The organism is Leifsonia shinshuensis (genome assembly GCF_013410375.1).
Classification (GTDB): Bacteria; Actinomycetota; Actinomycetes; order Actinomycetales; family Microbacteriaceae; genus Leifsonia; species Leifsonia shinshuensis.
The window spans coordinates 1,719,847-1,744,311 of sequence record NZ_JACCFL010000001.1 but is presented as its reverse complement, the minus strand read 5'-3'; the positions used below and the strand labels follow the sequence as shown (position 1 = coordinate 1,744,311).

The window sequence follows — 24,465 nt, the reverse complement described above, 5'->3', positions numbered from 1 at the left end:
GCTCCTGCCCCGGATCTCCTCCGTTGGCCGCGGTGGTGCGGCGTGTGGGGGTGGATGTCCTCCGATGCCGACGCCGTCAGCCCTCCAGTTGCTCGCTGAGCTCCAGCCAGCGGGTCTCCTGGTCGGCGATCTCGCCCTCCAGGGTGCGCAGCTCCTCGGTGAGGCGGCCGATGCCGACGTAGTCGTTCTGGTCGTGGCGGGCGATCGCCTCGTGCTGGGCGGCGACCTGGCCGGTCAGCTTCGCCAGGCGGCGGTCGATCGCGGAGAGCTCCTTCTCGGCCGCGCGGAGGGCGGCGCCGGAGAGCGCGGGGGCAGCGAACACAGCGGGGGCAGCCGCGGACGCGGTCGGGGCGGCCGGCGCGGTCGGCGCCGCACTCCGCTCCCGCCGCAGCCGCAGGTACTCGTCCACCCCGCCCGGCAGGTGCCGGAACGCGCCGTCCAGCACCGCGTACTGCTGATCCGTCACCCGCTCCACCAGGTACCGGTCGTGCGAGACCACGAGCAGGGTGCCGGGCCAGCCGTCGAGGAGGTCCTCCATCGCGGCGAGCATGTCGGTGTCCAGGTCGTTGGTCGGCTCGTCGAGGATGAGCACGTTCGGCTCGTCCAGCAGGATCAGCAGCAGCTGGAGGCGGCGCTTCTGGCCGCCGGAGAGGTCCTTCACCGGCGTGGACAGCTGCGCGTTCGTGAAGCCGAGCCGTTCCAGCATCTGGCCGGGCGAGACCTCCTTGCCGCCCGCCAGATAGGTCGTGCGCTTGTCGGCGACGACCGCGCTGACCCGCTGGTCGCGGACGGCGTCCAGCTCGTCCAGCTGCTGGGTGAGCGTGGCGATCTTCACGGTCTTGCCGCGCTTCACGCGCCCGGCGGAGGGCTCGACGGTCCCCGCGACGAGGCCGAGCAGCGTGGACTTGCCCGCGCCGTTGACGCCGAGGATGCCGGTGCGCTCGCCCGGCGCGATCCGCCACTCCACGTCGCGCAGGACGGTCTTGGGCGGGAACTCGACCGTGACGTCGATGAGGTCGACTACATCCTTGCCGAGGCGGGCGGTGGCGAGCTTCGTGAGCTCGACGGTGTCGCGCGGCGCCGGCTCGTCGGCGATCAGCGTCGCGGCCGCGTCCATCCGGAACTTCGGCTTGGAGGTGCGCGCGGGCGCCCCGCGGCGCAGCCAGGCGAGCTCCTTGCGCATCAGGTTCTGCCGCTTGGTCTCGGCGACCGCCGCCATCCGGTCGCGCTCGACGCGCTGCAGGATGTACGCCGCGTAGCCGCCCTCGAACGGCTCCACGATGCCGTCGTGGACCTCCCAGGTCGCGGTCGACACCTCGTCCAGGAACCAGCGGTCGTGCGTCACGACCACCAGCGCGCCGGAGCCGGACGGCCAGCGCCGTTTCAGGTGGGCGGCGAGCCAGGCGACGCCCTCGATGTCGAGGTGGTTGGTCGGCTCGTCCAGGAACAGGATGTCGTGGTCGTGCACCAGCAGGGCGGCGAGCGCGACCCGGCGGCGCTGGCCTCCCGAGAGCTCGCCGATCGTCGCGTCCCACGGCACGTCGGAGACGAGCCCGGCCAGCACGTCCCGCACCTTCGGGTCGCCCGCCCAGGTGTGCTCGTCGCGGTCGCCGACGATGGCGCGGCCGACCGTGAGCGCGTCCGGCAGCTCGTCGCGCTGGTCGAGCATCCCGACCGTCACGTCACGGCGGCGGGTGACCCGGCCCGAGTCCGGTTCGAGACGTCCGGCGAGCAAGGAGAGGAGGGTGGACTTGCCGTCGCCGTTGCGGCCGACCACGCCGATGCGGTCGCCCTCGGAGACGCCTAGCGTCACCGAGTCGAAGACGACCCGCGTCGGGTGTTCGAGGTGCAGCGACTCGGCGCCGAGGAGATGAGCCATACGGTGTTCCAGCCTACCGTCGCGGGCGAGAGGCGGCCGCCCGCTCTGCCGCCCCGCTCCCCCTCCTTGGGGGAAACCGGCCGGAGGGCCCGATGTGGGATGATCGTCGGACCGGACCGCGCGTTCCCGACCCGCGCGGTCGATGGGGGCGGATGGTGACCGACGAGCTGGCGATGCTGCGCCCCCTCTTCGGACGCGACCGGGCTCGCGAGACCATCCTGCTCGTCGCGCACCGGGCGATCGACCGGGGCGGCGCCGTGCTCGTCACCGGCGAGGCCGGGCTCGGCAAGACCTCGCTGCTGGCCGACATCGCACAGCGGCTGGAGGGCTGGACCGTCCTCCGGGTGAGCGCCGACTCCTTCGAGTCCGACCTGGCCTACGCCACCGTCGAGACGCTGGTGCGCGGGCTGGCCGCCCTGCGGGCCGCCGACGGGTCCGCGGTCGGCGCGATCCGCCCTCCCGCGCCGGAGGACGACGCCCTCACCGTGGGGCGGCTGCTGCTCGACGCGATCGACGGGCTGACCGGCCCGGTCTGCCTGATCGTCGACGACGCGCAGTGGGTCGACGAGCCGTCCGCGCGGGCCTTGCGGTTCGTCGTGCGGAGGCTGTCCGACCGGGGCTTCCTGTTCACCGCCGCGTCCCGCCCGCAGCCGAACAGCGTCAGCGCCCTCTTCGACGACCTCGCCGCCACCTCCGTGAACCACGCGCGCATCGACCTGTCCCCGCTCACGGTCTCCGACACCCAGGAGCTCGCGGAGCACCTCCTCGGCCACGCGATCTCCCGGCGCACCGCCAGCCGGCTCACCGAGGCCACCCAGGGCTCCCCGCTGCTGCTGAGCGTCCTGCTCGGCCGGCTGCGCGACACGTTCGAGCAGGCCCTGCATCCCGCCGGCTGGGACCTGCCGGACACCGCGATCATGCCCCTCGCGTCCGCGATCTCCGCCGCGCTGGAGGGCGCCGACCCGTCGGTGCGCACCGCCGCCGAGTTCGTCGCCGTGCTGCGCGACCCGCTGCCGGCCCCGGTCGTCGGCACGATCGCCGCGCGGCTCGGCGCGAAGGTCGACCTCCCCGGCGCGGTCACCCGCGGCCTGGTCCTCGGCCGGCCGCGCGACGGCGTGCTGTGGGTGGAGCCGGCGCACGCGCTGCTGGCCGACGCCCTCTCCGCCGAGCTCACGGTCGAGCGCCGGGTCGCCATCCACCGGGTCGCCGCGGAGGTCCTGGACGGGCACCGCGCCCTCCGCCACCGGGTGGAGGCCGCCGACACCGCCGACCCGCGGCTGGTGGACGAGCTGCTCGGCGCCGCCCTCGCCGCCGCGGACCAGGGCCACGCCGAGCAGGCGATGAGCTACGCCCGCTCCGCCATGCACCTCGCCACGGACGGCGAGCTGGAGCGCGCGCTGATCGAGCTCGGCCTCCTCGCCATGCGCTTCCGGCTGCACGAGCAGATCCTCGACCTGCGGCCGGCGATCGAGGCCCTGCCGGCGTCGCCGACCCGCGACGCGGTCCTGCTGGAGCTGCGCACCCTGTCGCGCGACGTCCCCGGCGCCCTGGAGCTCGCCCTCCGGCTGGAGGCCACCCCGGCGGTCACCCCGGATGAGCGCGCCATCCGCACCCACGTCGCGGAGGCCCTGCCGAAGGTGCTGATGGCGATGGGCGACTTCGGCGGCGTCCTCGACCACCTGGAGACCGGGCGCGTCCACATCGCGGAGTGCCCGCTGCCCGAGGAGGTCGCCGACCCCGCGCTGCGCTGGCTCGCCGAGCCGGACGAGCACCTGGTCCGCCTGCTCGGCTGGGCCCTCAACTCCGCGGCGCACGCCCGGCGACCCGATCTGTTCGCTCCGCTGACGGCCGAGCTGGACGAGCTGCTCGCCCACCACGAGTCGCCGGCCGCCGTGGACGCGCTGGTCGCCCGCTCGCGGGTGTTCATCCTCGGCGGCGACGTCGAGCGCGCCCGCGCCGACCTGGCCAGGGCGAACGAGCTCGTGCGCGTCTTCCCGTCGAGCTGGACGGCCGGGTTCGCCCGCACGATCTACGCGCACATCCTGTTCCTTGTCGGCGAGTGGGACGAGTCGGTCACCCTCGCCGACACCGCGGTGGCGCTGGCGCTCGACGAGACCGACCTGTCCTGCTGGCCGATCGCGCTGTGGACGTCGTCGCTGGTCCGCGCCGGGCGCGGCGGGGCCGAGTCGGTGGCGGAGCGGCTGCGCTCCGCGGCGAAGGCCGACCCGCGGATCACCGGCTCCTACGACGGCGACCTGCCGTTCCTCGCCCGCGCCGAGCTCGCGCGCGCCCTCGGCCGGCCGGAGGAGCAGTTGCAGGCCGCCGCCGACGCCGAGGCCGCCGCCACCCGGGCCTCCACGCTCGGCTGGCTGACCTACCGCGTCGACGCGCTCGCGGCGCTCGGCCGCGCGGCCGACGCCCGCGCGGCGTACGAGCGCTGCGCGGCGCCAGGGCTCTGGCGCCCGTACTACGGCTCGCTGCGCTGGCTCGAGGGCAGGGTGCTGGAGGCCGAGGGCGAGCACGCCGCCGCCGTCGACGCGTACCGGTCGGCCGCGCAGGAGTCCCGGTTCCCGTTCCCCGAGGCCGTCGCCGCGCTCGACGCGGGCCGCCTCCTCACGAGCGGCCCGACGGCGGCAGGCGGCGCCGAGGAGGCCGAGGCGCTCCTCGAGGGCGCCGCGGCGACGTTCCGCCGGCTCGGCGCCAGCACCTACCTGGCCCGCGCAGCGCAGCTCCTCGACGCGATCCGCTCCAGCGAGGCCGGCGCGGCGGACGGCGAGCGGGTGGAGGACCCGCTGGCCTCCCTCACGACGCGCGAGCGTCAGGTGGCCCACGCGCTCGCCGCCGGGATGACCAACAAGGAGATCGCCGAACGGCTGTACGTGTCGGTGACGACCGTCAACTTCCACGTCCGCAACATCCTCGCCAAGCTCGGGATGCGCTCCCGGCGCGAGCTGCGCACCCTCGCGATCCCCCGCCGCCGGCCCGCCAGAGGCGACCGACCCGTCAAGAGTTGACGGTTTTGCGTCCCCCACTTTGAGGACACCCTGCACCGTCGCTAACGTTGAGATCACCCGGGATGCCCGACCCGCACCCGCACGGAAACGACTCAGAACCGACGAATCGTCTCAACCCGACGTGCGATGCGGATCGGGCATCCTCGGGCTCGGACGCCCGCGTTCCCGCGCGCGCCCGACCGCCTCACCAGCTGCCGAGTGCGCCCGCACCGCCGGGATGTGGCCCGACACGGCCCGGCACCCGGGGTACTCGGCAGGTGGCGGTCCAGCGCCGGGCCGGCGGCTCGCGCCGCGCGGAGTGGCTGCCGGCCGGCTCAGTCGCCGATGACGCGCGCGCCGTGCACGGGGCCCGTGGCCCGCACAGCGCGGATCCGGGACGCGCTCAGCGCGATCTGCAGGTCGAGCGCGTTGTCGAGGTCCGCGGTCAGGAACGCCACGGTCGGCCCGGAGCCCGACACGATCCCCGCGAGGGCGCCGTTCAGCTCACCGAGCTCCAGCACCTCCGCGATGCTCGGGGCGAGGTGGATCGCCGGCGCCTGGAGGTCGTTGGTGAGCGCCTCCGCCAGCATCGCCGGGTCGCCCGCGCGCAGCGCCTGCAGGATCGCCGCGTCGACGCTCGGGCTGCGCTCGGCGGGCGCGATCTCGCCGATGTGGCGCTGCCGGTGCCTGTCCAGCTCGCTGTAGACGGCCGGGGTGCTGAGCTCCCCCTCAGGGAGGGCGAGCACCCACTGGAACTGACCGGTGGCCAGGGCCGGGCTGAGCCGGTCGCCGCGGCCGGTGCCGATCGCGGTGCCGCCGATCAGCGCGAACGGGACGTCGGCGCCCAGCCGCGCGGCCAGGGCCAGCAGCTCCTCGCGGCCGAGTTCGGTGCCCCACAGGGCGTCGCAGGCGACCAGCGTGGCGGCCGCGTCGGCCGAGCCGCCGCCCATGCCGCCCGCGATCGGGACGTGCTTGTCGATCTCCAGCCGGACGCCGCCGGTGTACCCGGTCTTCTTGGCCAGCAGCCTGGCGGCCTTGATCGCCAGGTTGGTGCCGTCGGTCGGGAGGCCGCTGGTGTCGACGCTGCCCGAGAAGCTGACCGTGAAGTCGTCGGCCCGAGAGGCGCGGACGTCCTCGTACAGGGACACGGCCTGATACGCGGTCGCGACGTCGTGGTAGCCGTCGTCGCGGACGGCGCCCACACGCATGAACACGTTGATCTTGCCCGGTGCGCGCACATGCACCGCATCCGCGTCCCACCCCGTACCAGCCTCGACCATGCCTCAAACCTACACACCGCGGGACCGGCGGAGGACCACCGGCGATCAGGCGACGGCGGCGAGTCTCACGAAGTCGTCGAGCTGCAGCTGCTCGCCCCGGAGCGACGGGCTGATCCCGGCGGCCTCCAGCGCCGTGGCGGCCGACGAGGGGTCGCCGAAGACGACCGAGAGCGCCTGGCGGAGGGTCTTCCTGCGCTGCTGGAACGCGGCGTCGACCAGCGTGAACGTGCGCCGGCGGAGGGCCTCGTCGCCGCGCGGCTCCGCGCGACGGTCGAAGGCGACCAGCACCGAGTCCACGTTGGGCACCGGCCAGAAGATCTGCCTGCTGACGTTGCCGGCCGTGCGCCAGTCGCCGTACCAGGCGGCCTTCACGCTCGGCGCGCCGTACACCTTGGAGCCGGGCCCGGCGGCGATGCGGTGGCCGACCTCCGCCTGCACCATCACGACACCGGAGCGGAGCGTGGGGAAGGTCTCCAGGAAGTGCAGCAGCACCGGCACCGAGACGTTGTACGGGAGGTTGGCGACCAGCCGCACCGGCTGCTCCGGCAGCTCGGTCACGGCGAGGGCGTCCTGGTGGACGACCGTCAGCCGTCCGGCGGCGGAGGGGGCGAGCTGCTCGACCGTGATGGGCAGCTGCGCGGCGAGCCGTCGGTCGATCTCGACCGCGACCACGCGGGCGTCCGCCTCCAGCAGACCGAGGGTGAGCGAGCCGAGGCCCGGCCCCACTTCCACCACGATGTCACCCGGCTCGACCTCGGCGACCCGGACGATGCGGCGCACGGTGTTCGCGTCGATCACGAAGTTCTGGCCGAGCTTCTTGGTCGGGGTGACGTCGAGCAGCTCTGCCAGGTCGCGGATCTCGGCGGGCCCGAGCAGCCGGAGCTCGCTCACGCGATCGTCCCGATCGGTCCGGACGGCGGCGGCCCGACGGGCTCGCTGTCCCAGCGGCCGTAGACGAGCTCGGTGTTGGAGTTGATCTGTGCGGCGAGCGTGGAGGCGTCGGTCTCCAGGTACTCGGCCATCGCCCGCAGCGTGTGCGGGATGAGGTACGGCGCGTTCGGCCGGCCCCGGAACGGCGCGGGCGTGAGGAACGGCGCGTCCGTCTCGACCATGATCAGGTGGCGCGGCGCGGCCTGGAGCGCGGCCCGCAGGTTCGGCGCGTTCTTGAAGGTGACGTTGCCGGCGAACGACATGTACCAGCCGTTGTCCGCGCAGATCTCCGCCAGCTCGACGTCGCCGGAGAAGCAGTGGAACACCGTCCGCTCCGGGGCGCCGACGCGCTTCAGGGTCGACACGACCGCGGCGTGCGCGTCCCGGTCGTGGATCTGCAGCGCGATGCCGTTCTGCTTGGCGATCTCGATATGCGCCTCGAACGAGGCGAACTGCGCGTCGCGGCGCGGGCCGGCCTCGGTGCGGAAGAAGTCCAGCCCGGTCTCCCCCACGGCCCGCACCCGCGGGCGCCCGGCCAGCTCGGCGATGACCGCGAGGGCGTCGTCGAGCTCGCCGCGCTCGGCGTAGTCCGGCGCGTCGTTGGGGTGGAGGGCGACGGCGGCCAGCATGCGCGGCTCGATCGCGGCCGTCTCCGCCGACCAGCGGGAGGTCTCCACGTCGTTGCCGACCTGGACGACCCCGCGCACGCCCACGCTGGAGGCGCGGTCGAGCTGCTCGCGGTAGTCCAGCGGCTCGTGGCCGTCGGCGATCTCCAGGTGCGTGTGGTTGTCGTAGACCGGGACGACGAGCGCCTCCGGCAGCGGCGGGTACGCGAGGTCGCGACCGTCGGTGACGTGCCGCTGCCGGATGAACGCCGGGTCGGTCATGCCCCCTGCACCACGTCCGCCTCGATGCGCGGGAAGAGCGCCTCGAGCCCGTTCACCTCGGTGCCGGCGGGCAGCCGCCCCCAGTCGCCGGCCTGCCGCAGCGGCTGCGCGTCGAGCGGCCCGAGCTCTGCGGTCGCGCCGAGGGCCGTCCACAGCTTCGCCGTCGCCTTCGGGATGACCGGCGAGAGCAGCACCGCGAGGGCGCGCAGGCCGTCCGCCGCCGTGTAGAGCACGGTCTGCAGGCGCTCGCGCTTGGCGTCGTCCTTCGCGAGCGTCCACGGCTCCTGGATCGTGATGTAGCCGTTGAGCTCGTCCACGATCGTCCACACCGCGGCGAGCGCGTCGTGGATGGCGAGCGTGCTCATCGCGGCGTCCGCGTCCGCTGCGGCCTTCGCGACGACCTGCTGGACATGGAGGTCGGCCTCCTCGTACGCGGCGGCCGGCGGCACGACGCCCTGGAAGTAGCGGGTGACCATCGCGATCACGCGCGACGCCAGGTTGCCGAAGCCGTTCGCCAGCTCCGCCTGGTAGCGGGCGGCCAGGTCCTCCCAGCTGAACGAGCCGTCCTGGCCGAAGTTGATCGCGCGCAGGAAGTAGTAGCGGAACGCGTCGGAGCCGAAGGTGTCGGTGATCTGCGTCGGCGCGATGCCGGTCAGCTTGGACTTGGACATCTTCTCACCGCCGACCAGCAGCCAGCCGTGGCCGAACACGCGGTGCGGCACCTCGAGGCCGGCGGCCATCAGCATGGCGGGCCAGATGACGGCGTGGAAGCGCAGGATGTCCTTGCCGACCAGGTGCGTCGCCGGCCAGCGCCGCTCGAAGGTCTCCTCGTCCTGGCCGTAGCCGACCGCGGTCACGTAGTTGAGCAGCGCGTCGAACCACACGTAGACGACGTGCGACTCGTCCCACGGCACCTTGATGCCCCAGTCGAAGCTGGACCGGGAGATGGACAGGTCGCTGAGCCCCTGCCGCACGAAGGAGACGACCTCGTTGCGGGCCGACTCCGGCTGCACGAACTCCGGCCGCTCCTCGTAGAGCGCGAGCAGCCGGTCGGCGAAGTCGCTCATCCGGAAGAAGTAGTTCTTCTCCTGCAGCAGCTCCAGCGGCTTGGAGTGGATGGCGCAGACCTTCTGCCCCTCGTACTCCCCCGTGCCGTCGACGATCTCGCTCTGCGGCTTGAACTCCTCGCAGCCGACGCAGTACAGCGCCTCGTACTCGCCTGCGTAGATGAAGCCGTCGTCGTAGAGCTTCTGCAGGAACTTCTGGACGTTCGTCTCGTGCCGCTCGTCGGTGGTGCGGATGAAGTCGTCGTTGGCGATGTCGATGGTCTTCAGCAGCGGCAGCCACTCGTTCGTCACCAGCCGGTCGGCCCACTCCTTCGGGGTGGTGCCGTTGGCGGTCGCGGTGCGCAGGATCTTCTGGCCGTGCTCGTCGGTGCCGGTGAGCAGCCAGGTGTCGTCCCCGGCCTGACGGTGCCAGCGCGCGAGCACGTCCGCGGCGACCTCCGTGTAGGCGTGCCCGATGTGCGGGACGTCGTTGACGTAGAAGATCGGCGTGGTGATGTAGAACGCGGAGCCGTCGGACATGGTGACTATCCTACGGGCGCGGGAGGGGGTGGACGGCGATGTTACCGGGGTGCGACGGGAGCTAACCCCGCCGCGCGTCCAGCGCCGCCTGGTACAGCTCCCGCCGCGACAGCCCGGTCGCCTCCGCGACCTCGGCTGCGGCGTCCTTCAGCCGGGTCCCGTCGGCGACGAGCGCGAGGACCTGCTCGAGCGCCGTGGCCGGGTCGGCCTCCCGCGCCGGCGCCCCGGCGACCACCACCACGATCTCGCCGCGCACGCCGTCCGCCGCCCACTCGGCCAGCTCCCGCAGCGTTCCGCGGCGGGTCTCCTCGTGCAGCTTCGTGAGCTCGCGGCAGACCACCGCGCGGCGGTCGGCGCCGAACACCGACGCCAGGTCGGCGAGCGAGGCGGCGAGGCGGTTGGGCGACTCGAAGAACACCATCGTGCGCTGCTCGGCCGCGAGCGCGCGCAGTGCCGAGGTGCGCTCGCCGTGCTTGCGCGGCAGGAAGCCCTCGAACGTGAACCGGTCGGTCGGCAGGCCCGACACGGCGAGCGCCGACAGCACAGCGCTCGGGCCGGGCACCACCGTGACTCCGACACCCGCGGCCGCGGCGGCCTCCACCAGCGGGAAGCCCGGGTCGGAGACCGTCGGCATCCCCGCGTCGGACAGCACCACGACGTCCTGGTCGCGGGCGAGCTCGACCAGCTCGCTCGCGCGGTCGCGCTCGTTGTGCTCGTGCAGGGCGATCAGCCGGGGCCGGTTCTCGACACCGAGGCCCGCGAGGAGCCGCTGCGTGACGCGGGTGTCCTCGGCGGCGACCACGGTCGCCGAGCCCAGGAGCTCGACCAGACGGGCGGACGCGTCGCCCAGATTGCCGATCGGCGTCGCGGCGAGGATGATCATGGGTCCAGTCTGTCAGGATGTCCTGGTGACCTCACCCTCACCCCTCGCGGGCGACACCGCCGCGGCCCCCGCGGGCCCGCACCCGGCGGCGCACGTCGCTCCGGCGCGGACCGGCAGCCGCCTCGACGACTGGTGGGCGCGCGTGCTGCGCACCCCGCTGCGGCTGAAGCTCTGGTACTGGGGGGCGCCGATCGGGGTCACGCTGCTCGCCGCCGTCCTGCGGCTGTGGGACCTCGGCTCCCCGCACGTGCTCGTGTTCGACGAGACCTTCTACGTGAAGGACGCGTGGAGCCTGTTCCACCTCGGCTACGAGGGCAGCTGGCCCGACAAGGCCGACCAGTCGTTCAACGCGGGCCACACCGACATCTTCGAGTCCTCGCCGTCCTTCGTCGCGCACCCTCCGCTCGGCAAGTGGATCATCGCCCTCGGGATGGCGGCGACCGGCGCAGGCAACTCGTTCGGCTGGCGGCTGTCGACCGCCATCGTCGGCATCCTCGCCGTGCTGGTCGTCTTCCTGATCGCCCGCGCGCTGTTCTCCTCGACCATCGTCGCGACGATCGCCGGGTTCCTGTTCGCCATCGACGGGCACGCGATCGTGATGAGCCGGGTGGCGCTCCTGGACAACATCGTGATGTTCTTCGCGCTGCTCGCGTTCGGCTGCGTCCTGCTCGACCGGCGCTGGCACGCGAGGCGGCTGGCGGCGAAGCTCCTCGCCGCGCGTTCGGCCGGGCGGGACCCCTCCTGGGGCCCGGTGCTCTGGTGGCGGCCGTGGCTGATCTCCGCCGGGATCCTCACCGGGCTCTGCGCCGGGGTGAAGTGGAGCGGGTTCTACTTCCTCGCGTTCTTCGCCGTCTACACGGTGCTGGTGGACCTCGTCGCCCGGCGCCGCGAGGGTGTCGCCTTCTACGTCAGCGGCGCGGTGCTCAAGCAGGCGCCCGCGACCTTCCTGCTCATGGTGCCGATCGCGCTGGTCTCCTACATCGCAACGTGGACCGGGTGGCTGGTGACCAGCGGCGGCTACTACCGCAACTGGGCGCAGTCGGTGCACGCGCAGTGGACGGGCGGGCTGTCCTGGGTGCCACTCTGGTTCCAGAACCTCTGGCACTACCAGACGGAGATGTACAACTACAGCATCAACTTGCACGTGCCGCACCCGTACCAGGCCAACCCGCTGACCTGGCTGTTCATGATCCGGCCGACGAGCATGTACTACACCGGCACCACGGACGGCCAGGGCGGCTGCACGTCGCCGGGCGGCTGCTCCGCGGCGATCACGTCGCTCGGCAACCCGATCATCTGGTGGGCCGCCGCTGCCGCGGTGTTCTACCTGATCTACCGGGTGGCGCGCTACCGGGAGTGGCAGGTCGGCCTGATCCTGACCGGGCTGGCCGCGGGGTACCTGCCCTGGCTGCTCTACATCAACCGGACGATCTTCGAGTTCTACGCGATCGCCTTCGAGCCGTACCTGATCCTCGCCCTCGCGGCCGTCGTCGCGCTCGTGCTCGGCAAGCGGACGGACCCCGAGCCACGGCGCAGACGCGGCATCGCGTGGACCACCGTGTTCCTCGCGCTCGCGACCGTGGTCAGCGCGTTCTTCTGGCCGATCTGGACGGCGCAGCAGGTGCCGTTCTGGTTCTGGCAGATCCACATGTGGCTGCCGAGCTGGGTCTGACACCGGCCGTTCACCTCCGGCGATCTCGGGCCTTCCGCTGTCGGCCCCGGGTGGTAGACCGTTGGGTATGGATGCCGAAGAGCCGCTGAACCTCGTCCCCCTTCCCGGAAGCGACCGTCCCGAACGCGCCGGTTTCCAGGCGCACGGAGCCCTCCCTCCGGACACGCCCGTCCAGGCGACGCTGATCCTGCGCCGCAGGGCGCCGCTCCCCGACGACGCCCTGACCGGGCAGCTGACCCCGCAGGAGCTGGGCGAGCGGTACGGCGCGTCGCCGGAGGACGTCCAGCTGGTGACCTCCACCCTCAAGAGCCTCGGCGTGACCATCGACGAGGAGAACGCGGCCGAGCGCCGCGTGCGGGTGTCCGGACCGGTGTCGGTCCTGGCCCGCGTCTTCGGCACCGACCTCGCCGAGGCCCGGCCGGCCGACGCCGGGGCGGACGCCCCGAGCTTCCGGCAGCGCACCGGCGGACTGAGCATCCCGGCGGAGCTCGACGGCGTCGTGACCGCGGTGCTCGGCCTCGACGACCGCCCGCAAGCGCGCGCCCACTTCCGGCTGACGCCGGCCGCCGCTGCGGCCACCAGCTACACCCCGCCCCAGCTCGGGAAGGTCTACGACTTCCCCGCGGGCACGGACGGCAGCGGCCAGACCATCGCCATCATCGAGCTGGGCGGCGGCTACGTGCAGGCCGATCTCGACACCTACTTCGCCGGCCTGGGCATCCCGACCCCGTCGGTCACCGCGGTCGGTGTGGACGGCGCGGCGAACGTCCCCGGCCAGGACCCGAACGGCGCCGACGGCGAGGTCATGCTCGACATCGAGGTCGCCGGAGCCCTGGCGCCCGGCGCCTCCTTGCTCGTCTACTTCGCCCCCAACACCGACGCCGGCTTCCTCGACGCGGTCAGCACCGCCGCGCACGCGACGCCCACCCCGGCGGCGATCAGCATCAGCTGGGGCCAGTCGGAGGACCAGTGGACCGCGCAGGCGCGCAACGCCTTCGACCAGGCCCTGCAGGACGCGGCCGCCCTCGGTGTCACGACGACCGTGGCGGCCGGCGACGACGGCAGCACCGACCGCGCGAGCGACGGCAAGGCGCACGTCGACTTCCCGGCCTCCTCCCCGCACGCGCTCGCCTGCGGCGGCACCCGTCTGGAGGCGAACACGTCGACCGGCGTGGTGCAGTCGGAGACCGTCTGGAACAACGGCGCAGGCAACGGCGCGACCGGCGGCGGCGTCAGCGATGTCTTCGCGCTGCCGACCTGGCAGCAGAACGTCGGAGTGCCCTCCGGCCCGGGCGGCACCGACGCGGGAGGCGCCGCCAACGGCCCCGGCGGCCGCGGCGTCCCCGACGTGTCGGCCGTCGCCGACCCGCAGACCGGCTACCAGGTGCGCGTCGACGGCAAGGACCTGGTGATCGGCGGCACCAGCGCGGTCGCACCGTTGTGGGCCGCGTTGATCGCGCGGCTGGCCCAGTCGGCCGGGTCCCGCTTCGGCCTGGTGCAGCCGAAACTCTACGACTCCATCCGCGCCGGCCAGGTCGCCGCCGGCTTCCGCGACATCACCTCGGGCAACAACGGGGTGTACGCGGCGGGCGCCGGGTGGGACGCCTGCACGGGACTCGGAGTGCCGGACGGGACGAAGCTGCAGTCGGTCCTCTGACCGCGGCGGTCGCGCTCCCACCCGCTCGCCGCGCAGAGGGGTCGCAACACGCCGCTATGGGTCCGCGATAGCGGCGTGTCGCGACCCCTCTCCGGCCCGCCGGGCGGGCCCGGGCGGCCACGGGCGACGGCGCGGGCCGGCCCGTGTCCGGAGCGGGTGCGCGGTGCCGCGAGAATGGGACGGTGACCTCGCCCGCCACTGAGCCCACCCCTTCGCCCGCCCGCTCCGCGCTCGCCTGGCTGCCCGGCGTCGCCGCCGCGGCCCTCGCCGCGGCCGCGGCCTGGGGCATCCACTGGCTGGCGCCGGCGGTCCCGCTGCTCACGGCGGCGGTCGTGCTCGGGATCGTCGTCGGGCAGCTCCCGGCCGCGCGCGGCGCGCTCGCCGGCGTGCTCGCTCCGGGCCTCGCCGTGAGCGCGAAGCGGCTGATGCGGATCGGCGTCGTGCTGCTCGGGCTCAAGCTCAGCCTGGGCGACATCGCCGGGCTCGGCTGGGTCGCCATCCTCACCACCGTCGGGATCGTGGTGTTCAGCTTCGCGGGGACCTTCCTGATCGGCCGGCTGTTCCGGCTGCCCGGCCACCAGCCGCTCCTCATCGCGACCGGCTTCTCGATCTGCGGCGCGTCCGCGATCGGCGCGATGAGCGGCGTCGTCAAGCCGAAGGACGAGGAGGCCGCCACCCCGGTGGCGCTGGTCACGCTGTGCGGGACGCTCGCGATCTTCGTGCTGCCGGTCTTCTGGCACCCGCTGGGCCTGACGGCCGTTCAGTTCGGCCACTGGGTCGGCGGCGGCGTCCACGACGTCGGACAGGTGGTCGCGACCGCGCAGATCGCCGGGCCCGCAGCGCTCGCCGTGGCGATCGTCGTCAAGCTCACCCGCGTGCTGATGCTCGCGCCGACCGTGGCGATCGCCGCGATCGTCGAGCGCCGCCGGCAGGTGGAGGGCGACCCGAGCGTCAAGCGGCCGCCGATCGTCCCGCTGTTCGTCGCCGGGTTCATCGCGGCAGTGCTCGTGCGCTCGTTCGTGCCGCTGCCGGCCGCCTTCACCGACGGCGCGGACACGCTGCAGACGATCCTGCTCGCGATGGCGCTGTTCGGGCTCGGGACCGCGGTGCGGCTGCGCACCCTCCTCGGGACGGGGTGGCGCGCGCTCGCGACCGGGCTGCTGTCCTGGGCGCTGATCGCCGGGCTCGCCCTCGGTGCGGTGTGGCTGTCGGCCTGAGCCGGCGGCCGCGCGTCAGTGCACCAGCTTGAGCCCGATCACGCAGCCGACCAGGCCGAGGATCAGCAGCAGCTTGACGATCGAGAAGCCGTCGCCGCCGAACACCATCGCGTAGAGGACGGTGAGCGCGGCCCCGATGCCCACCCAGACGGCGTAGGCGGTCCCGGTGGAGATCTCGCGCATCGCGTAGGCGAGGCCGGCCATGGAGGCGAGGACGGCGACGACGAACACGACGCTCGGCCACAGCTTGGTGAACCCGGCGGACTTCCCGAGGGCCGTCGCCCAGACGGCTTCGAGCACGCCGGACAGGATGAGGACGATCCACGACACGATGACGACTCCTTGGCCAGTCTTGTCGCGTGCCGGGTACTGAACCGTCGTCCGGGATCGCTGTCGGGCGACCGCCCACCAGCCTAGCCGCGCCGGCTGGGCAGGGGCCGTGCAGAGCGGGTGGCGGCCTCGTCGGGGAGCGTGCGGGAGGGCGCCACGGGGCGGCCGACGCGCGCCGGCGGTCGCCGAGTTCAGGGCCGGCCTCCGGACGCCGCGGACGCATGACCGCGTGTTACGGCCGCCCCGGGGGCTCCGGCGGCCTCGGGTAGCGTGGCCGCATGGCTGATCGCGAATACGGTTTCCGCACGCGTGCGATCCACGCGGGCAACATCCCCGACCCCGTGACCGGTGCGCGCGCACTGCCGATCTACCAGACCACCGCGTTCGTGTTCGACGACACCGCGGACGCGGCCGCGCGGTTCGCACTGCAGAAGTACGGCAACATCTACTCGCGGCTCGCCAACCCGACCGTCGCCTCGTTCGAGGAGCGCATCGCGAGCCTGGAGGGCGGCCTCGGCGCCGTTGCGACGGCGAGCGGACTGAGCGCGCAGTACATCACCTTCGCCTCCCTGGCCGGAGCGGGCGACCACATCGTCGCGTCGGCCAACCTCTACGGCGGTTCGATCACGCAGCTCGACGTGACCCTGCGCCGGTTCGGCGTGGACACCACGTTCGTGCAGAGCGCGGACCCGGCGGACTACGCGGCGGCGATCACCGACCGCACCAAGCTCCTATTCGCGGAGACCATCGCCAACCCGTCCGGCGAGATCGCCGACATCGAGGGACTGGCCGAGGTCGCGCACGCCGCCGGCATCCCGCTCATCATCGACTCGACGATCGCCACCCCCTACCTGAACCGCCCGATCGAGTGGGGCGCCGACATCGTCGTCCACTCGGCCACCAAGTTCCTCGGCGGCCACGGCACCACCCTGGGCGGTGTCGTGGTGGAGAGCGGACGCTTCGACTGGCACAGCGAGAAGTTCCCCCTGTTCGGCCAGCCCGTCCCGTCGTACGGCGGCCTGCAGTGGTCGGGAAACTTCGGCGAGTACGCCTTCCTCACCCGCCTCCGCGCGGAGCAGCTCCGGGACATCGGACCGTCGCTGGCCCCGCACTCGGCGTTCCTGCTGGCGCAGGGCGTCGAGACGCTGCCGTACCGCATCCAGGCCCACGTCGACAATGCCCGCGCCGTCGCCGAGTGGCTGGACGAGGACCCGCGGATCGAGAAGGTCTTCTGGGCCGGGCTGCCCGAGCACCCGCACCACGACCGGGCGCAGAAGTACCTCCCGAAGGGCCCGGGCAGCGTCTTCTCGTTCGTGGTCAAGGGCGGACGCGAGGTGGGCCAGCGCCTGATCGAGTCGCTCAACCTCGCCAGCCACCTGGCGAACATCGGCGACGCGAAGACACTCGTCATCCACCCGGCCTCCACCACCCACGCCCAGCTCACGGAGCAGCAGCTCCTCGACGCCGGCGTGCTCCCCGGCGTCGTGCGCATCAGCGTCGGCATCGAAGACGTCGACGACATCATCTACGATCTGGATCAGGCGCTCAGCGCAGCGGTGAAGGAGGCGGCAGCATGACGACCACGACCGACGCGACGGCCACCAGCACGACCGGCACCGACACCACCGGCACCGGCGCGACCACCGAGGTCCAGCTCGTCAACGGCCTCAGCTGCTCGCTCCCGTCCGACTCCCCGCTGGCGAAGCTGCTGAAGTCGCAGCGCACCTGGACCGGCCCCGACGCCAAGGAACGTCTGCGCATCCTCCGCGGCGCGAAGTCCGTGGCGATCGTCGGCGCCTCGGCGAATCCCGCCCGGTCGAGCTACTTCGTCGGGACGTACCTGCTGCAGTCGAGCGACTTCCGGGTCTACTTCGTCAACCCGAACGCCGACACCATCCTGGGTCAGAAGGCCTACCCCGACCTCGCCTCCCTCCCCGAGGTGCCGGACATCGTCGACGTGTTCCGCCGCGCAAGCGACATCCCCTCCGTGATCGACGAGGCCGTCGCCGTGGGCGCGCCGACCGTGTGGGTGCAGCTCGGCATCTGGAACCAGGAGGCCGCCGAGTACGGCGAGTCCCTCGGCCTCACCGTGGTGATGGACCGCTGCATCAAGATCGAGCACGCCCGCTTCCACGGCGGCCTGCACCTGCTCGGCTTCGACACCGGCCAGATCACGGCGCGCAAGACCATCCGCTGACGCGCCGCCCCCCGAACTACCCCTCCACCAGCTCCGCTCGCCGGCCGATCACGGCGGGCAGCGCGTCCATCGCCCTCGCCAGCCGGCGATCGCCCGTCACGAGCGGTGCCGTCAGCAGTTCGGAGAGGGCGACGAACGTCGCGTCGAACGCGGTCAGGGTGCCGCGCAGGTCCCACACGCGCTGCTCGACGGTCTCGAACGGCCAGGGCTCGATCGGCAGCTCCAGGAGCTCGGCGTAGGCCATCGACGCCTCGGCCTCGCTCAGCGCACCACTCAGGCGCAGCTTGCGCAGGACGTTGGCGGCCTCGGCGAACATCACCTCGGGCGCGGCCAGGTCGCGACCGCGCAAGCGCTCGGCCACGGCCCGGCCGCTCCCTCCCGGGTCGGTCAGGAGGTCGATCACCGAACTGGTGTCGACCACGACCGTCTCCGGCAGCCCGAAGCCGTGCTCGAGGGGATCGCCCGGTGACGCCGAAGATCGCGCAGCGGGCTGCTCGGCGTGGGCGGACGGCCGCCGCACCGCCGCCGCTGCCGCCGCCCCTGCCGCCGTCATTCGCGGCTCCGGGCGATCATGTCCGCCACGGCCTCGCGGTCGAGGGGCGGGAAGTGCTCCGCACGGCGACGGATGCTGTCGATGACGTCGTCGACAGTGCGCTTGCCGGCGATACGGGTGAGTTCATGCACGAGGTACTCCTGAAGTGATCGCCCCGAGCGCGCCGCACGCGCCGCGAGCTCGTCGCGGACCTCGTCCGGAACGGAGCGGATGGTGATGGAAATGGGCATGCATGCAGTTTAGCAGCGTTGGATGCATTGTGCAGGTGTCGCTTTCTGTGAGGATCGGACTGATGAATCCATCCTCGGCGGGGGGCGAACCGGGAGAGCCGGTACGGCCGAGATCCGTGGAGAAGTGGTCGGAGTCAGCGGCTGGGGAGGAAATCCACCCGCACCCGGACCGGCACGAGCCGGCTCCGCCCCCTCACGCCCGCGCGACGATGTGGAACACGTGCCAGTGCTTGGGCCCCTCGAACGACATCCCCCGCCGGTCGTCCTCGACGAGCCGCAGCACGTCGAGCCCGGTGAGCATGGCCTCCACACCGGCCCGGTCGTGGAAGTTCATCCCGGGACGCCCGAACCACTCGTCATGCGGCCCGAACAACTCGCCCGCGAACAGGCCGCCTGGCTCGATCGCGTCCCGGATGTCGGCCCACAGGTACGGGAAACGGGTCGGGTCGCAGAACGGGAGGGCGAAGCCCGCGTACACGAGGTCGGCCCTGGGGAGGTCGCCGAGCGCCTCGAACGCGGCGCACCGCGTCGAGACCCGCGCGGTCGCCTCCGCGCTGAGCCCGTCGCGCACGCGCTCATCCACCGCCGGGTCGGAGTCGACGGCGAGCACCGTCCAGCCGCGCTCCGCGAGCTCCCGCGTCTCGACGCCGTCGCCGCAGCCGAGGTCGATCGCCGTCCCCGCCGGCCTGTCCCACGCCGCGAGCGCCGACTCGAACGTCGGCCGGACGCCGCGCCCGCCCTGCTTCTCGTAGAACTGCGACCAGTCGAACGCCATGGCCAGAGCCTACGCGCGGCGCGGCACGCAGTGCCCCGGCCTGGCTAAAATCGGCGAGTGGAATCCGCGCCAGCCCGTCCCCGCGTCGCCGTGCTCGGCCCGGTGCTCATCGAGGACCGCGCGGGCGCGCTCGCCGAGCCGTCCGGGACGCGCGGGAAGAGTCTCATCGTGGCGCTGGCGCTCGCCCGCGGCGGCCTCTCGGTCCCGGCGCTGGTCGAGGACCTCTGGGACGACGCTCCCCCGCGCCAGGAGCGCGCGGCCCTGCAGACCCTGGTGTCGCGGGTCCGCACGAACAGCGCCGACGGCATCCTCGAGTCGACGCCGAGCGGCTATGCGCTGGCGGTCGGAGCGCACGGCACCGATCTGGACCTCGCCCGTCTCCGGCTCGACCGGGCCCGCGCGGCACGGTCCGCCGGCGACCACCGCGGCGCCGTGGACGAGGCGAACGCCGGCCTGGCGCTCTGGCGCGGCGAGCCCGGGCTCGAACTGGCCGGCTCGCGCCTCGGCGAGGAGCTGGCGCGGACCGCCGACGGCCTCCGCAACGAACTGCTGCTGGTCCGCGCCCGCTCGGCGCGGGAGAGCGGCGACACGGCGACCGCGCTCGCGGACCTCCAGGAGCTACTGCGCGTTCGCCCGCTGGACGAGGCCCTGCACGCCGAGCGGATCCGCGCGCTCGCCGACGCCGGCCGCCGCAGCGACGCGCTGCTGGCCTTCGCCGAGCTGAAGGAGGCGCTGCTCGACCGCCTCGGCACGCGTCCCGGCGCGGAGCTGGTCGCCCTGAACGCCCGGCTGCTCGCCGAGGAGGACGAGCACGAACCCGCCGCGCCGCGCCGCATCCGGATCGGGCTCCGCACGGCGCCGAACGCGCTGGTGGGGCGCGAGTACGACCTGGAGGCGATCGAGGACCTGGTCGCGACCTCCCGCTTGACGACCATCCTCGGCGCGGGCGGCCTCGGCAAGACCCGGCTGGCGCACGAGGTCGGGCACCGCGCCATCCACACCCCCACCGTCGTCCTGGTCGAGCTCGCCAGCGTCCGCACCGGGGCGGATGTCGAGCTCGCCTTCGCGTCGACCCTCGGGATCCGGGAGGCCAGGGCCGTGCGCCCCACCGAGCCCGGCGCCCAGCTCGACCTCCGCTCGCGCATCCTCGGGATGCTCTCCGAGCGGGAGACCCTGCTCATCGTCGACAACTGCGAGCACATCGCGGACGCCGCGGCCGCCTACATCGAGGACATCCTGTCCGCCATCCCGACCGTCCGGGTGCTGGCGACGAGCCGGGCCCCGCTCGCGATCGGCGCGGAGCGGGTCTACGCGCTCGGCCCGCTGCCGTCGGAGAAGGACGGCCCGGCGGTCGAACTGTTCGCCGAGCGCGCACGCGCCGCGCGACCGGGCGTCGTGCTGCCGCCGGATGCCGTCGCGCGGTTGTGCGCCCGGCTGGACGGCCTCCCGCTGGCCATCGAGCTGGCGGCGGCGCGCACGCGCTCGCTGTCGGTCGAGGAGATCGAGCGCCGCCTCGGCAACCGGTTCGCGCTGCTGACCGGCGGCGAGCGCACCGCCCCGGAGCGTCACCGCACGCTCTTCGCCGTCATCGACTGGAGCTGGAACCTGCTCGCCGCCTCGGAGCAGGCGCTGATGCGCAGGCTCTCCCGGTTCCCGGACGGGTTCAGCGCGGACGCGGCGGAGGCGGTCGCGGGAGCAGGCTCCGGCTCCCTGCTCGACGATCCGGTGCTCGACGATCTCGACGCGCTGGTCACCCAGTCGCTCGTCACCGTCTCCGAGGACCCGGACACGGGCATCCTGCGCTACCGGATGCTGGAGACCGTGCGCGAGTTCGGCGACCTGGAGCTCGTCGCGGCCGGGGAGGCCGACGACGTGCAGGCCGGGATGGACGCCTGGGCGGTGTCGTTCGCGCGGGACGCGCTTGCGCACATGCACGGGCCCGACCAGGTGCCCACGTTCGCGCGGGTGACCGCCGAGCAGGACAACCTGGTCGCGGTGCTGCGCTCGGCGCTGGACGGCGACCGGCCCGCGACGACGGCCGGGGTGTTCGCGGTGCTGGCCTACTACTGGTCGCTGCGCAGCACCCACACCGAGGTCCTGGGTTTCGGGACGGCCGTGCTCGATGCGCTCGCCGGCTGGGAGCCGGAGGGCGATGACCGGGAGACCGCGGCGACCTGCTACGCCCTGATCGGCGGCACCTTCCTGTTCGCCGGGCTGCGCACCGCCGTCCGCGCCATCTCACGGCTGCGCAGGCTCCGGCGCGGGGCACCCTTCGCCGACCCGCGGCTCGGCGCGATCGCCGGGCTGGTGCTCGCCGCCGGCCACGTGGAGCCCGGGATGCGGCTGCTGGCCGAGTTCAGCCGCTCCACGGACCCCGAACTGGCCGCGATGGGCTGCCTCCTCACCGCGCAGTTGCAGGAGAACGCGGGCGAGCTCGACGACGCCCTCGCGACCGCGACGCGCGCGCACGAGAAGGCGATCGAGGCGCAGGACACCTGGTCGCGCGCCTCCGCCGCGCAGACCCTCGCCCAGCTGCACAGCCAGCTGGCGCACCCGCACGAGGCCCTCGCCTGGGCGGAGAGCGCGCACGAGGGCCTCGCCACGCTGCGGGCGGCGGGCGACCTCCGCCAGCTGGACTGGCTGATCGCCGTCAACGCCATCTCCGCCGGGGACGTGGACCGCGGCCGCCGGCTGCTGGAGAACTACCTGCACGAGGAGGTCGACCGCACCGGCTTCGACTATGTCGACTACTACGGGATCGGCTTCGCCGGGATGGCCGAGATCGCGCTCGCGGAGGGCGATTACGCGCGCGGGGTGCGACTCTACGACGATGCGATCGGCGTCTACACCGACGACACGGCGGTCGAACGCGACGCCACCGCCAACCCGTGGCTGACGATCCTGGGCGCCGCGCTGATCGCAGCGCGGCTGCGCGCGCACGAGGCGGAGACCGGCGGTACGGAGGGCGCCGGGCCCGCCGGCGCCGACCCGCTGAGCCGGGCGGAGACCGCCGAGGCCGCGCGCCGGCTGCGGGTTCGCCTCCTGGTGAGCGCGAGGCTCAGCCCGCCCTACCTGGACAAGCCGGTGATCGGCACCGGCCTGCTCGGGTTCGCGATCTGGATGCTGGACGCCGAGGTCGGCGCGGCCCGCGGAGACGAGTGGGTGGACGCCGGACTGGAGCTGTTCGCGCTGGCGGGACGGTCGAACTCCCGCCAGGACATCGTCAGCCTGCACCGCCCGCCCCTGGCGGAGCGGGTGCGCCGCGTCTGGGGCGACGAGCGGCTGGCGGCGGCGGAGGCGGCCGCCGCGACCCTCGGACGCGACGCCGCCGCGGTGCGCGGGCTCGAAGTGCTGGGGGATGTGCGGGTCTGAGGCCGGGCGGCCCGGCCGCGAAAAGCGGCCGCCGCATCCCTCCGCAGGATGCGACGGCCGCTGACCGAGGGCGGGAGGTCAGGCCTTCCGCATGTAGGCGCGCACGGTGAGCGGGGCGAAGACCGCGACGATCACCGCGGCGCCCAATAGCGCCCACCAGCCGTCGACGCCGAACGTGCCACTGTTCGCGAGGTCTCTGACCGCCGTGACCAGGTGCGAGACCGGGTTGATGTTGACGAACCACTGCAGCCACTCCGGCAGCGTCTTCACGGGCACGAACGCGTTCGAGAAGAACGTCAGCGGGAACAGCACCAGGAACGAGATGCCCTGTACCGAACCCGCCGTGCGGGCGATCACGCCGAAGAAGGCGAAGATCCAGCTGATCGCCCATGCGCAGACGATGACGAGCAGGCCCGCGAGGATCACGAAGCCGAGCCCCGCGGCGGGCCGGTAGCCCATGAAGAAGCCGGTGACGAAGGTGATCGTGGTCGCGATGGCGTAGCGCAGCGTGTCCGCGAGCAAGGCCCCGGACAGCGGGGCGATGCGCGCGATCGGCATGGACTTGAAGCGATCGAAGACGCCCTTGTCCATGTCCTCCCGGAGCTGGACACCGGTCACGACCGAGGTGGTGATGACGGTCTGGGCGAGGATCCCGGGAATCAGGTAGGGCAGGTAGCCCGAGACGCTTCCCGTGATCGCTCCGCCGAACAGCAGCGCGAACATGATCGTGAAGATGATCGGCTGCAGCGTCACATCGAACAGCTGCTCGGGCGTCCGCTTGATCTTCAGCAGCCCGCGGTGGGCCATCGTGATCGTGTTGGCCAGGGTCTGGCTCAGGCTGACGTGGTTCTTGAGGTTCCGCTCGGCGGGCGGGGTGATGGTGGCGATGGCGCTCATGCCCGGACTCCTTCTGCTGCGGCCGCGGCGGTCTCGGCGGACTCGTCGTCCGTGGCGTTCTCGTCCTCGACCCCGTGGCCGGTCAGGGTGAGGAAGACCTCGTCGAGGGTCGGCTTCTGCACCGACATCTCCTGGAGGTGGATGCCGGCCTCGCGGAACGTGACGAAGAGGTCGGTGACGGCGTCGGCATCGCGCATCGGCGCGGTGAGCCGGGAGCCTTCGGGCGAGACGACGGCCTCCACGCCCAGCACGGTGGCGATGGCGCGGCGGGCGTCCTCGATGTCGGCCGGGTCGGCCAGGCGCAGCTGGAGGGACGACTCCCCCACCGACGCCTTGAGCTCGTCGGCGGTGCCCTCGGCGACGACGCGGCCGTGGTCGATGACCGCGATGCGGTCGGCGAGCTGGTCGGCCTCGTCCAGGTACTGCGTGGTGAGGAGCACCGTGGAGCCGGTGGAGACCAGCCGGCGGATAGTGTCCCACATCTGGGCGCGGGTCCGCGGGTCGAGCCCGGTGGTCGGCTCGTCGAGGAAGATCAGCGGCGGCTGCGCGATCAGGCTGGCCGCCAGGTCGAGCCGCCGGCGCATGCCGCCGGAGAACTTCTTCAGCGGGCGCTTGGCGGCGTCGGTCAGCCCGAACTCCTCGAGGAGCTCGGCGGTCTTGGCCTTCGCCTCCCGGCCGCTGAGGCCGAGCAGGCGCGCGAAGATCATCAGGTTCTCGTTGGCGGAGAGCGTCTCGTCGACGGAGGCGAACTGAGCGGTCACGCCGAGGAGCTGGCGGACGATCTGCTGCTCCCTGCGGATGTCGTGGCCGAAGACGAAGGCGTCGCCGCCGTCCGGCCGGAGCAGGGTGGCGAGCATGGAGATGGTGGTGGTCTTCCCGGCTCCGTTGGGGCCGAGGACGCCGTAGACGGTGCCGGCGCGGACGTTCAGGTCGACGCCGTCGACCGCCCGGTTGTCGCCGAAGACCTTGACGAGCCCGTGGGCCTCGACGGCCCACTCGGTGCTGCGAGTCATGGTGGTCCTTCCTGGTGAGGTGGATGAGTCGATGCTCGCCGAGGGCGCTTGCACGGCGCTTACAGCGCGCTTACAGGGCCGCGGCGGCGCTGTAAGCGGCGGCGGCGGGATGGA

General features: G+C 73.1%; 19 protein-coding genes and 1 riboswitch. Of the genes, 7 read left to right on the top strand and 12 right to left on the bottom strand.

All coding sequences use genetic code 11. From position 1 onward, the window contains the following. Positions 1 to 76 precede the first annotated feature (76 nt). A complete protein-coding gene (locus tag HNR13_RS08520) occupies positions 77 to 1,879 on the bottom strand; it encodes an ABC-F family ATP-binding cassette domain-containing protein (RefSeq protein ID WP_179605352.1) in 1,803 nt (600 codons plus the stop codon). A gap of 152 nt (positions 1,880 to 2,031) precedes the next feature. Between HNR13_RS08520 and HNR13_RS08515 the strand changes: the two genes are divergently transcribed. Further along, a complete protein-coding gene (locus HNR13_RS08515) occupies positions 2,032 to 4,893 on the top strand; it encodes a helix-turn-helix transcriptional regulator (RefSeq protein ID WP_179605351.1) in 2,862 nt (953 codons plus the stop codon). A 314-nt stretch (positions 4,894 to 5,207) separates the two neighbouring features. Here the strand turns inward: HNR13_RS08515 and HNR13_RS08510 are convergent, their stop codons facing one another. From HNR13_RS08510 to rsmI, 5 genes are all read right to left on the bottom strand, one after another. Beyond that, positions 5,208 to 6,152, bottom strand: a complete 945-nt coding sequence (locus HNR13_RS08510; protein WP_179605350.1) for a 4-(cytidine 5'-diphospho)-2-C-methyl-D-erythritol kinase — start codon at positions 6,150 to 6,152, stop codon at positions 5,208 to 5,210. Positions 6,153 to 6,197: 45 nt separating this feature from the next. Next, positions 6,198 to 7,043 (bottom strand): 16S rRNA (adenine(1518)-N(6)/adenine(1519)-N(6))-dimethyltransferase RsmA, encoded by an 846-nt coding sequence (rsmA, locus tag HNR13_RS08505; protein WP_179605349.1) that lies wholly within the window; start codon positions 7,041 to 7,043, stop codon positions 6,198 to 6,200. Beyond that, complete coding sequence (locus HNR13_RS08500) at positions 7,040 to 7,969, bottom strand: TatD family hydrolase (RefSeq protein ID WP_179605348.1); 930 nt, start codon at positions 7,967 to 7,969, stop codon at positions 7,040 to 7,042. The genes rsmA and HNR13_RS08500 overlap by 4 nt, the downstream gene beginning before the upstream one ends. Further along, on the bottom strand, positions 7,966 to 9,555 hold the full coding sequence (gene metG / locus HNR13_RS08495; protein ID WP_179605347.1) for a methionine--tRNA ligase: 1,590 nt from the start codon (positions 9,553 to 9,555) through the stop codon (positions 7,966 to 7,968). Before metG ends, HNR13_RS08500 begins: the two co-directional genes overlap by 4 nt. A gap of 61 nt (positions 9,556 to 9,616) precedes the next feature. Continuing rightward, positions 9,617 to 10,438, bottom strand: coding sequence for a 16S rRNA (cytidine(1402)-2'-O)-methyltransferase (gene rsmI / locus HNR13_RS08490; protein ID WP_179605346.1), 822 nt, complete (start codon positions 10,436 to 10,438; stop codon positions 9,617 to 9,619). Positions 10,439 to 10,463: 25 nt separating this feature from the next. On the opposite strand from rsmI, the gene HNR13_RS08485 reads away from it, so the two are divergent. The 3 genes from HNR13_RS08485 (at position 10,464) to HNR13_RS08475 (ending at position 14,984) form a co-directional block, all read left to right on the top strand. Continuing rightward, a complete protein-coding gene (locus HNR13_RS08485) occupies positions 10,464 to 12,110 on the top strand; it encodes a dolichyl-phosphate-mannose--protein mannosyltransferase (RefSeq protein ID WP_343063505.1) in 1,647 nt (548 codons plus the stop codon). A gap of 67 nt (positions 12,111 to 12,177) precedes the next feature. After that, positions 12,178 to 13,767, top strand: a complete 1,590-nt coding sequence (locus tag HNR13_RS08480) for a S53 family peptidase (RefSeq protein WP_179605344.1) — start codon at positions 12,178 to 12,180, stop codon at positions 13,765 to 13,767. Positions 13,768 to 13,949: 182 nt separating this feature from the next. Continuing rightward, positions 13,950 to 14,984 carry a YeiH family protein gene (locus tag HNR13_RS08475; RefSeq protein WP_343063504.1) on the top strand — a complete coding sequence of 345 codons (1,035 nt, stop codon included), beginning with the start codon at positions 13,950 to 13,952 and terminating at the stop codon, positions 14,982 to 14,984. A 15-nt stretch (positions 14,985 to 14,999) separates the two neighbouring features. Here the strand turns inward: HNR13_RS08475 and HNR13_RS08470 are convergent, their stop codons facing one another. After that, positions 15,000 to 15,314 (bottom strand): SMR family transporter, encoded by a 315-nt coding sequence (locus HNR13_RS08470; protein WP_179605342.1) that lies wholly within the window; start codon positions 15,312 to 15,314, stop codon positions 15,000 to 15,002. Between the two features lie 11 nt (positions 15,315 to 15,325). Further along, positions 15,326 to 15,390: riboswitch (guanidine-III (ykkC-III) riboswitch) on the bottom strand. A 202-nt stretch (positions 15,391 to 15,592) separates the two neighbouring features. Between HNR13_RS08470 and HNR13_RS08465 the strand changes: the two genes are divergently transcribed. Together HNR13_RS08465 and HNR13_RS08460 are read left to right on the top strand one after the other, a co-directional pair. After that, the gene (locus HNR13_RS08465) at positions 15,593 to 16,891 is read left to right on the top strand and encodes an O-acetylhomoserine aminocarboxypropyltransferase/cysteine synthase family protein (protein WP_179605341.1); all 1,299 of its coding nucleotides are present in this window, start codon (positions 15,593 to 15,595) and stop codon (positions 16,889 to 16,891) included. Continuing rightward, positions 16,888 to 17,511: a CoA-binding protein gene (locus HNR13_RS08460; protein ID WP_179605340.1), complete on the top strand. Its 624-nt coding sequence runs from the start codon at positions 16,888 to 16,890 to the stop codon at positions 17,509 to 17,511. The genes HNR13_RS08465 and HNR13_RS08460 overlap by 4 nt, the downstream gene beginning before the upstream one ends. 16 nt (positions 17,512 to 17,527) lie before the next feature. Here HNR13_RS08460 and HNR13_RS08455 read toward each other — a convergent pair whose 3' ends face one another. The 3 genes from HNR13_RS08455 to HNR13_RS08445 form a co-directional block, all read right to left on the bottom strand. After that, positions 17,528 to 18,064 (bottom strand): type II toxin-antitoxin system VapC family toxin, encoded by a 537-nt coding sequence (locus tag HNR13_RS08455; RefSeq protein ID WP_179605339.1) that lies wholly within the window; start codon positions 18,062 to 18,064, stop codon positions 17,528 to 17,530. Continuing rightward, entirely contained in the window at positions 18,061 to 18,294 is a 234-nt protein-coding gene (locus HNR13_RS08450) for a FitA-like ribbon-helix-helix domain-containing protein (protein WP_179605338.1), read from the bottom strand. The genes HNR13_RS08455 and HNR13_RS08450 overlap by 4 nt, the downstream gene beginning before the upstream one ends. Before the next feature lie 193 nt (positions 18,295 to 18,487). Continuing rightward, positions 18,488 to 19,069, bottom strand: a complete 582-nt coding sequence (locus tag HNR13_RS08445; RefSeq protein WP_179605337.1) for a class I SAM-dependent methyltransferase — start codon at positions 19,067 to 19,069, stop codon at positions 18,488 to 18,490. Positions 19,070 to 19,126: 57 nt separating this feature from the next. On the opposite strand from HNR13_RS08445, the gene HNR13_RS08440 reads away from it, so the two are divergent. Beyond that, complete coding sequence (locus HNR13_RS08440; protein WP_179605336.1) at positions 19,127 to 22,441, top strand: BTAD domain-containing putative transcriptional regulator; 3,315 nt, start codon at positions 19,127 to 19,129, stop codon at positions 22,439 to 22,441. Positions 22,442 to 22,519: 78 nt separating this feature from the next. Here HNR13_RS08440 and HNR13_RS08435 read toward each other — a convergent pair whose 3' ends face one another. Then, the gene (locus HNR13_RS08435; RefSeq protein WP_179605335.1) at positions 22,520 to 23,338 is read right to left on the bottom strand and encodes an ABC transporter permease; all 819 of its coding nucleotides are present in this window, start codon (positions 23,336 to 23,338) and stop codon (positions 22,520 to 22,522) included. Beyond that, positions 23,335 to 24,351, bottom strand: a complete 1,017-nt coding sequence (locus HNR13_RS08430; protein ID WP_179605334.1) for an ATP-binding cassette domain-containing protein — start codon at positions 24,349 to 24,351, stop codon at positions 23,335 to 23,337. The genes HNR13_RS08435 and HNR13_RS08430 overlap by 4 nt, the downstream gene beginning before the upstream one ends. Between the last annotated feature and the right edge of the window lie 114 nt (positions 24,352 to 24,465).

Coding starts and splice junctions, on each gene's coding strand:
- HNR13_RS08520 (WP_179605352.1), bottom strand. CDS start 1,879: ATGGCTCATCTCCTCGGCGCCGAGTCGCTGCACCTCGAACACCCGACG.
- HNR13_RS08515 (WP_179605351.1), top strand. CDS start 2,032: ATGGTGACCGACGAGCTGGCGATGCTGCGCCCCCTCTTCGGACGCGAC.
- HNR13_RS08510 (WP_179605350.1), bottom strand. CDS start 6,152: ATGGTCGAGGCTGGTACGGGGTGGGACGCGGATGCGGTGCATGTGCGC.
- HNR13_RS08500 (WP_179605348.1), bottom strand. CDS start 7,969: ATGACCGACCCGGCGTTCATCCGGCAGCGGCACGTCACCGACGGTCGC.
- metG (WP_179605347.1), bottom strand. CDS start 9,555: ATGTCCGACGGCTCCGCGTTCTACATCACCACGCCGATCTTCTACGTC.
- rsmI (WP_179605346.1), bottom strand. CDS start 10,438: ATGATCATCCTCGCCGCGACGCCGATCGGCAATCTGGGCGACGCGTCC.
- HNR13_RS08480 (WP_179605344.1), top strand. CDS start 12,178: ATGGATGCCGAAGAGCCGCTGAACCTCGTCCCCCTTCCCGGAAGCGAC.
- HNR13_RS08465 (WP_179605341.1), top strand. CDS start 15,593: ATGGCTGATCGCGAATACGGTTTCCGCACGCGTGCGATCCACGCGGGC.
- HNR13_RS08460 (WP_179605340.1), top strand. CDS start 16,888: ATGACGACCACGACCGACGCGACGGCCACCAGCACGACCGGCACCGAC.
- HNR13_RS08455 (WP_179605339.1), bottom strand. CDS start 18,064: ATGACGGCGGCAGGGGCGGCGGCAGCGGCGGCGGTGCGGCGGCCGTCC.
- HNR13_RS08450 (WP_179605338.1), bottom strand. CDS start 18,294: ATGCCCATTTCCATCACCATCCGCTCCGTTCCGGACGAGGTCCGCGAC.
- HNR13_RS08445 (WP_179605337.1), bottom strand. CDS start 19,069: ATGGCGTTCGACTGGTCGCAGTTCTACGAGAAGCAGGGCGGGCGCGGC.
- HNR13_RS08435 (WP_179605335.1), bottom strand. CDS start 23,338: ATGAGCGCCATCGCCACCATCACCCCGCCCGCCGAGCGGAACCTCAAG.
- HNR13_RS08430 (WP_179605334.1), bottom strand. CDS start 24,351: ATGACTCGCAGCACCGAGTGGGCCGTCGAGGCCCACGGGCTCGTCAAG.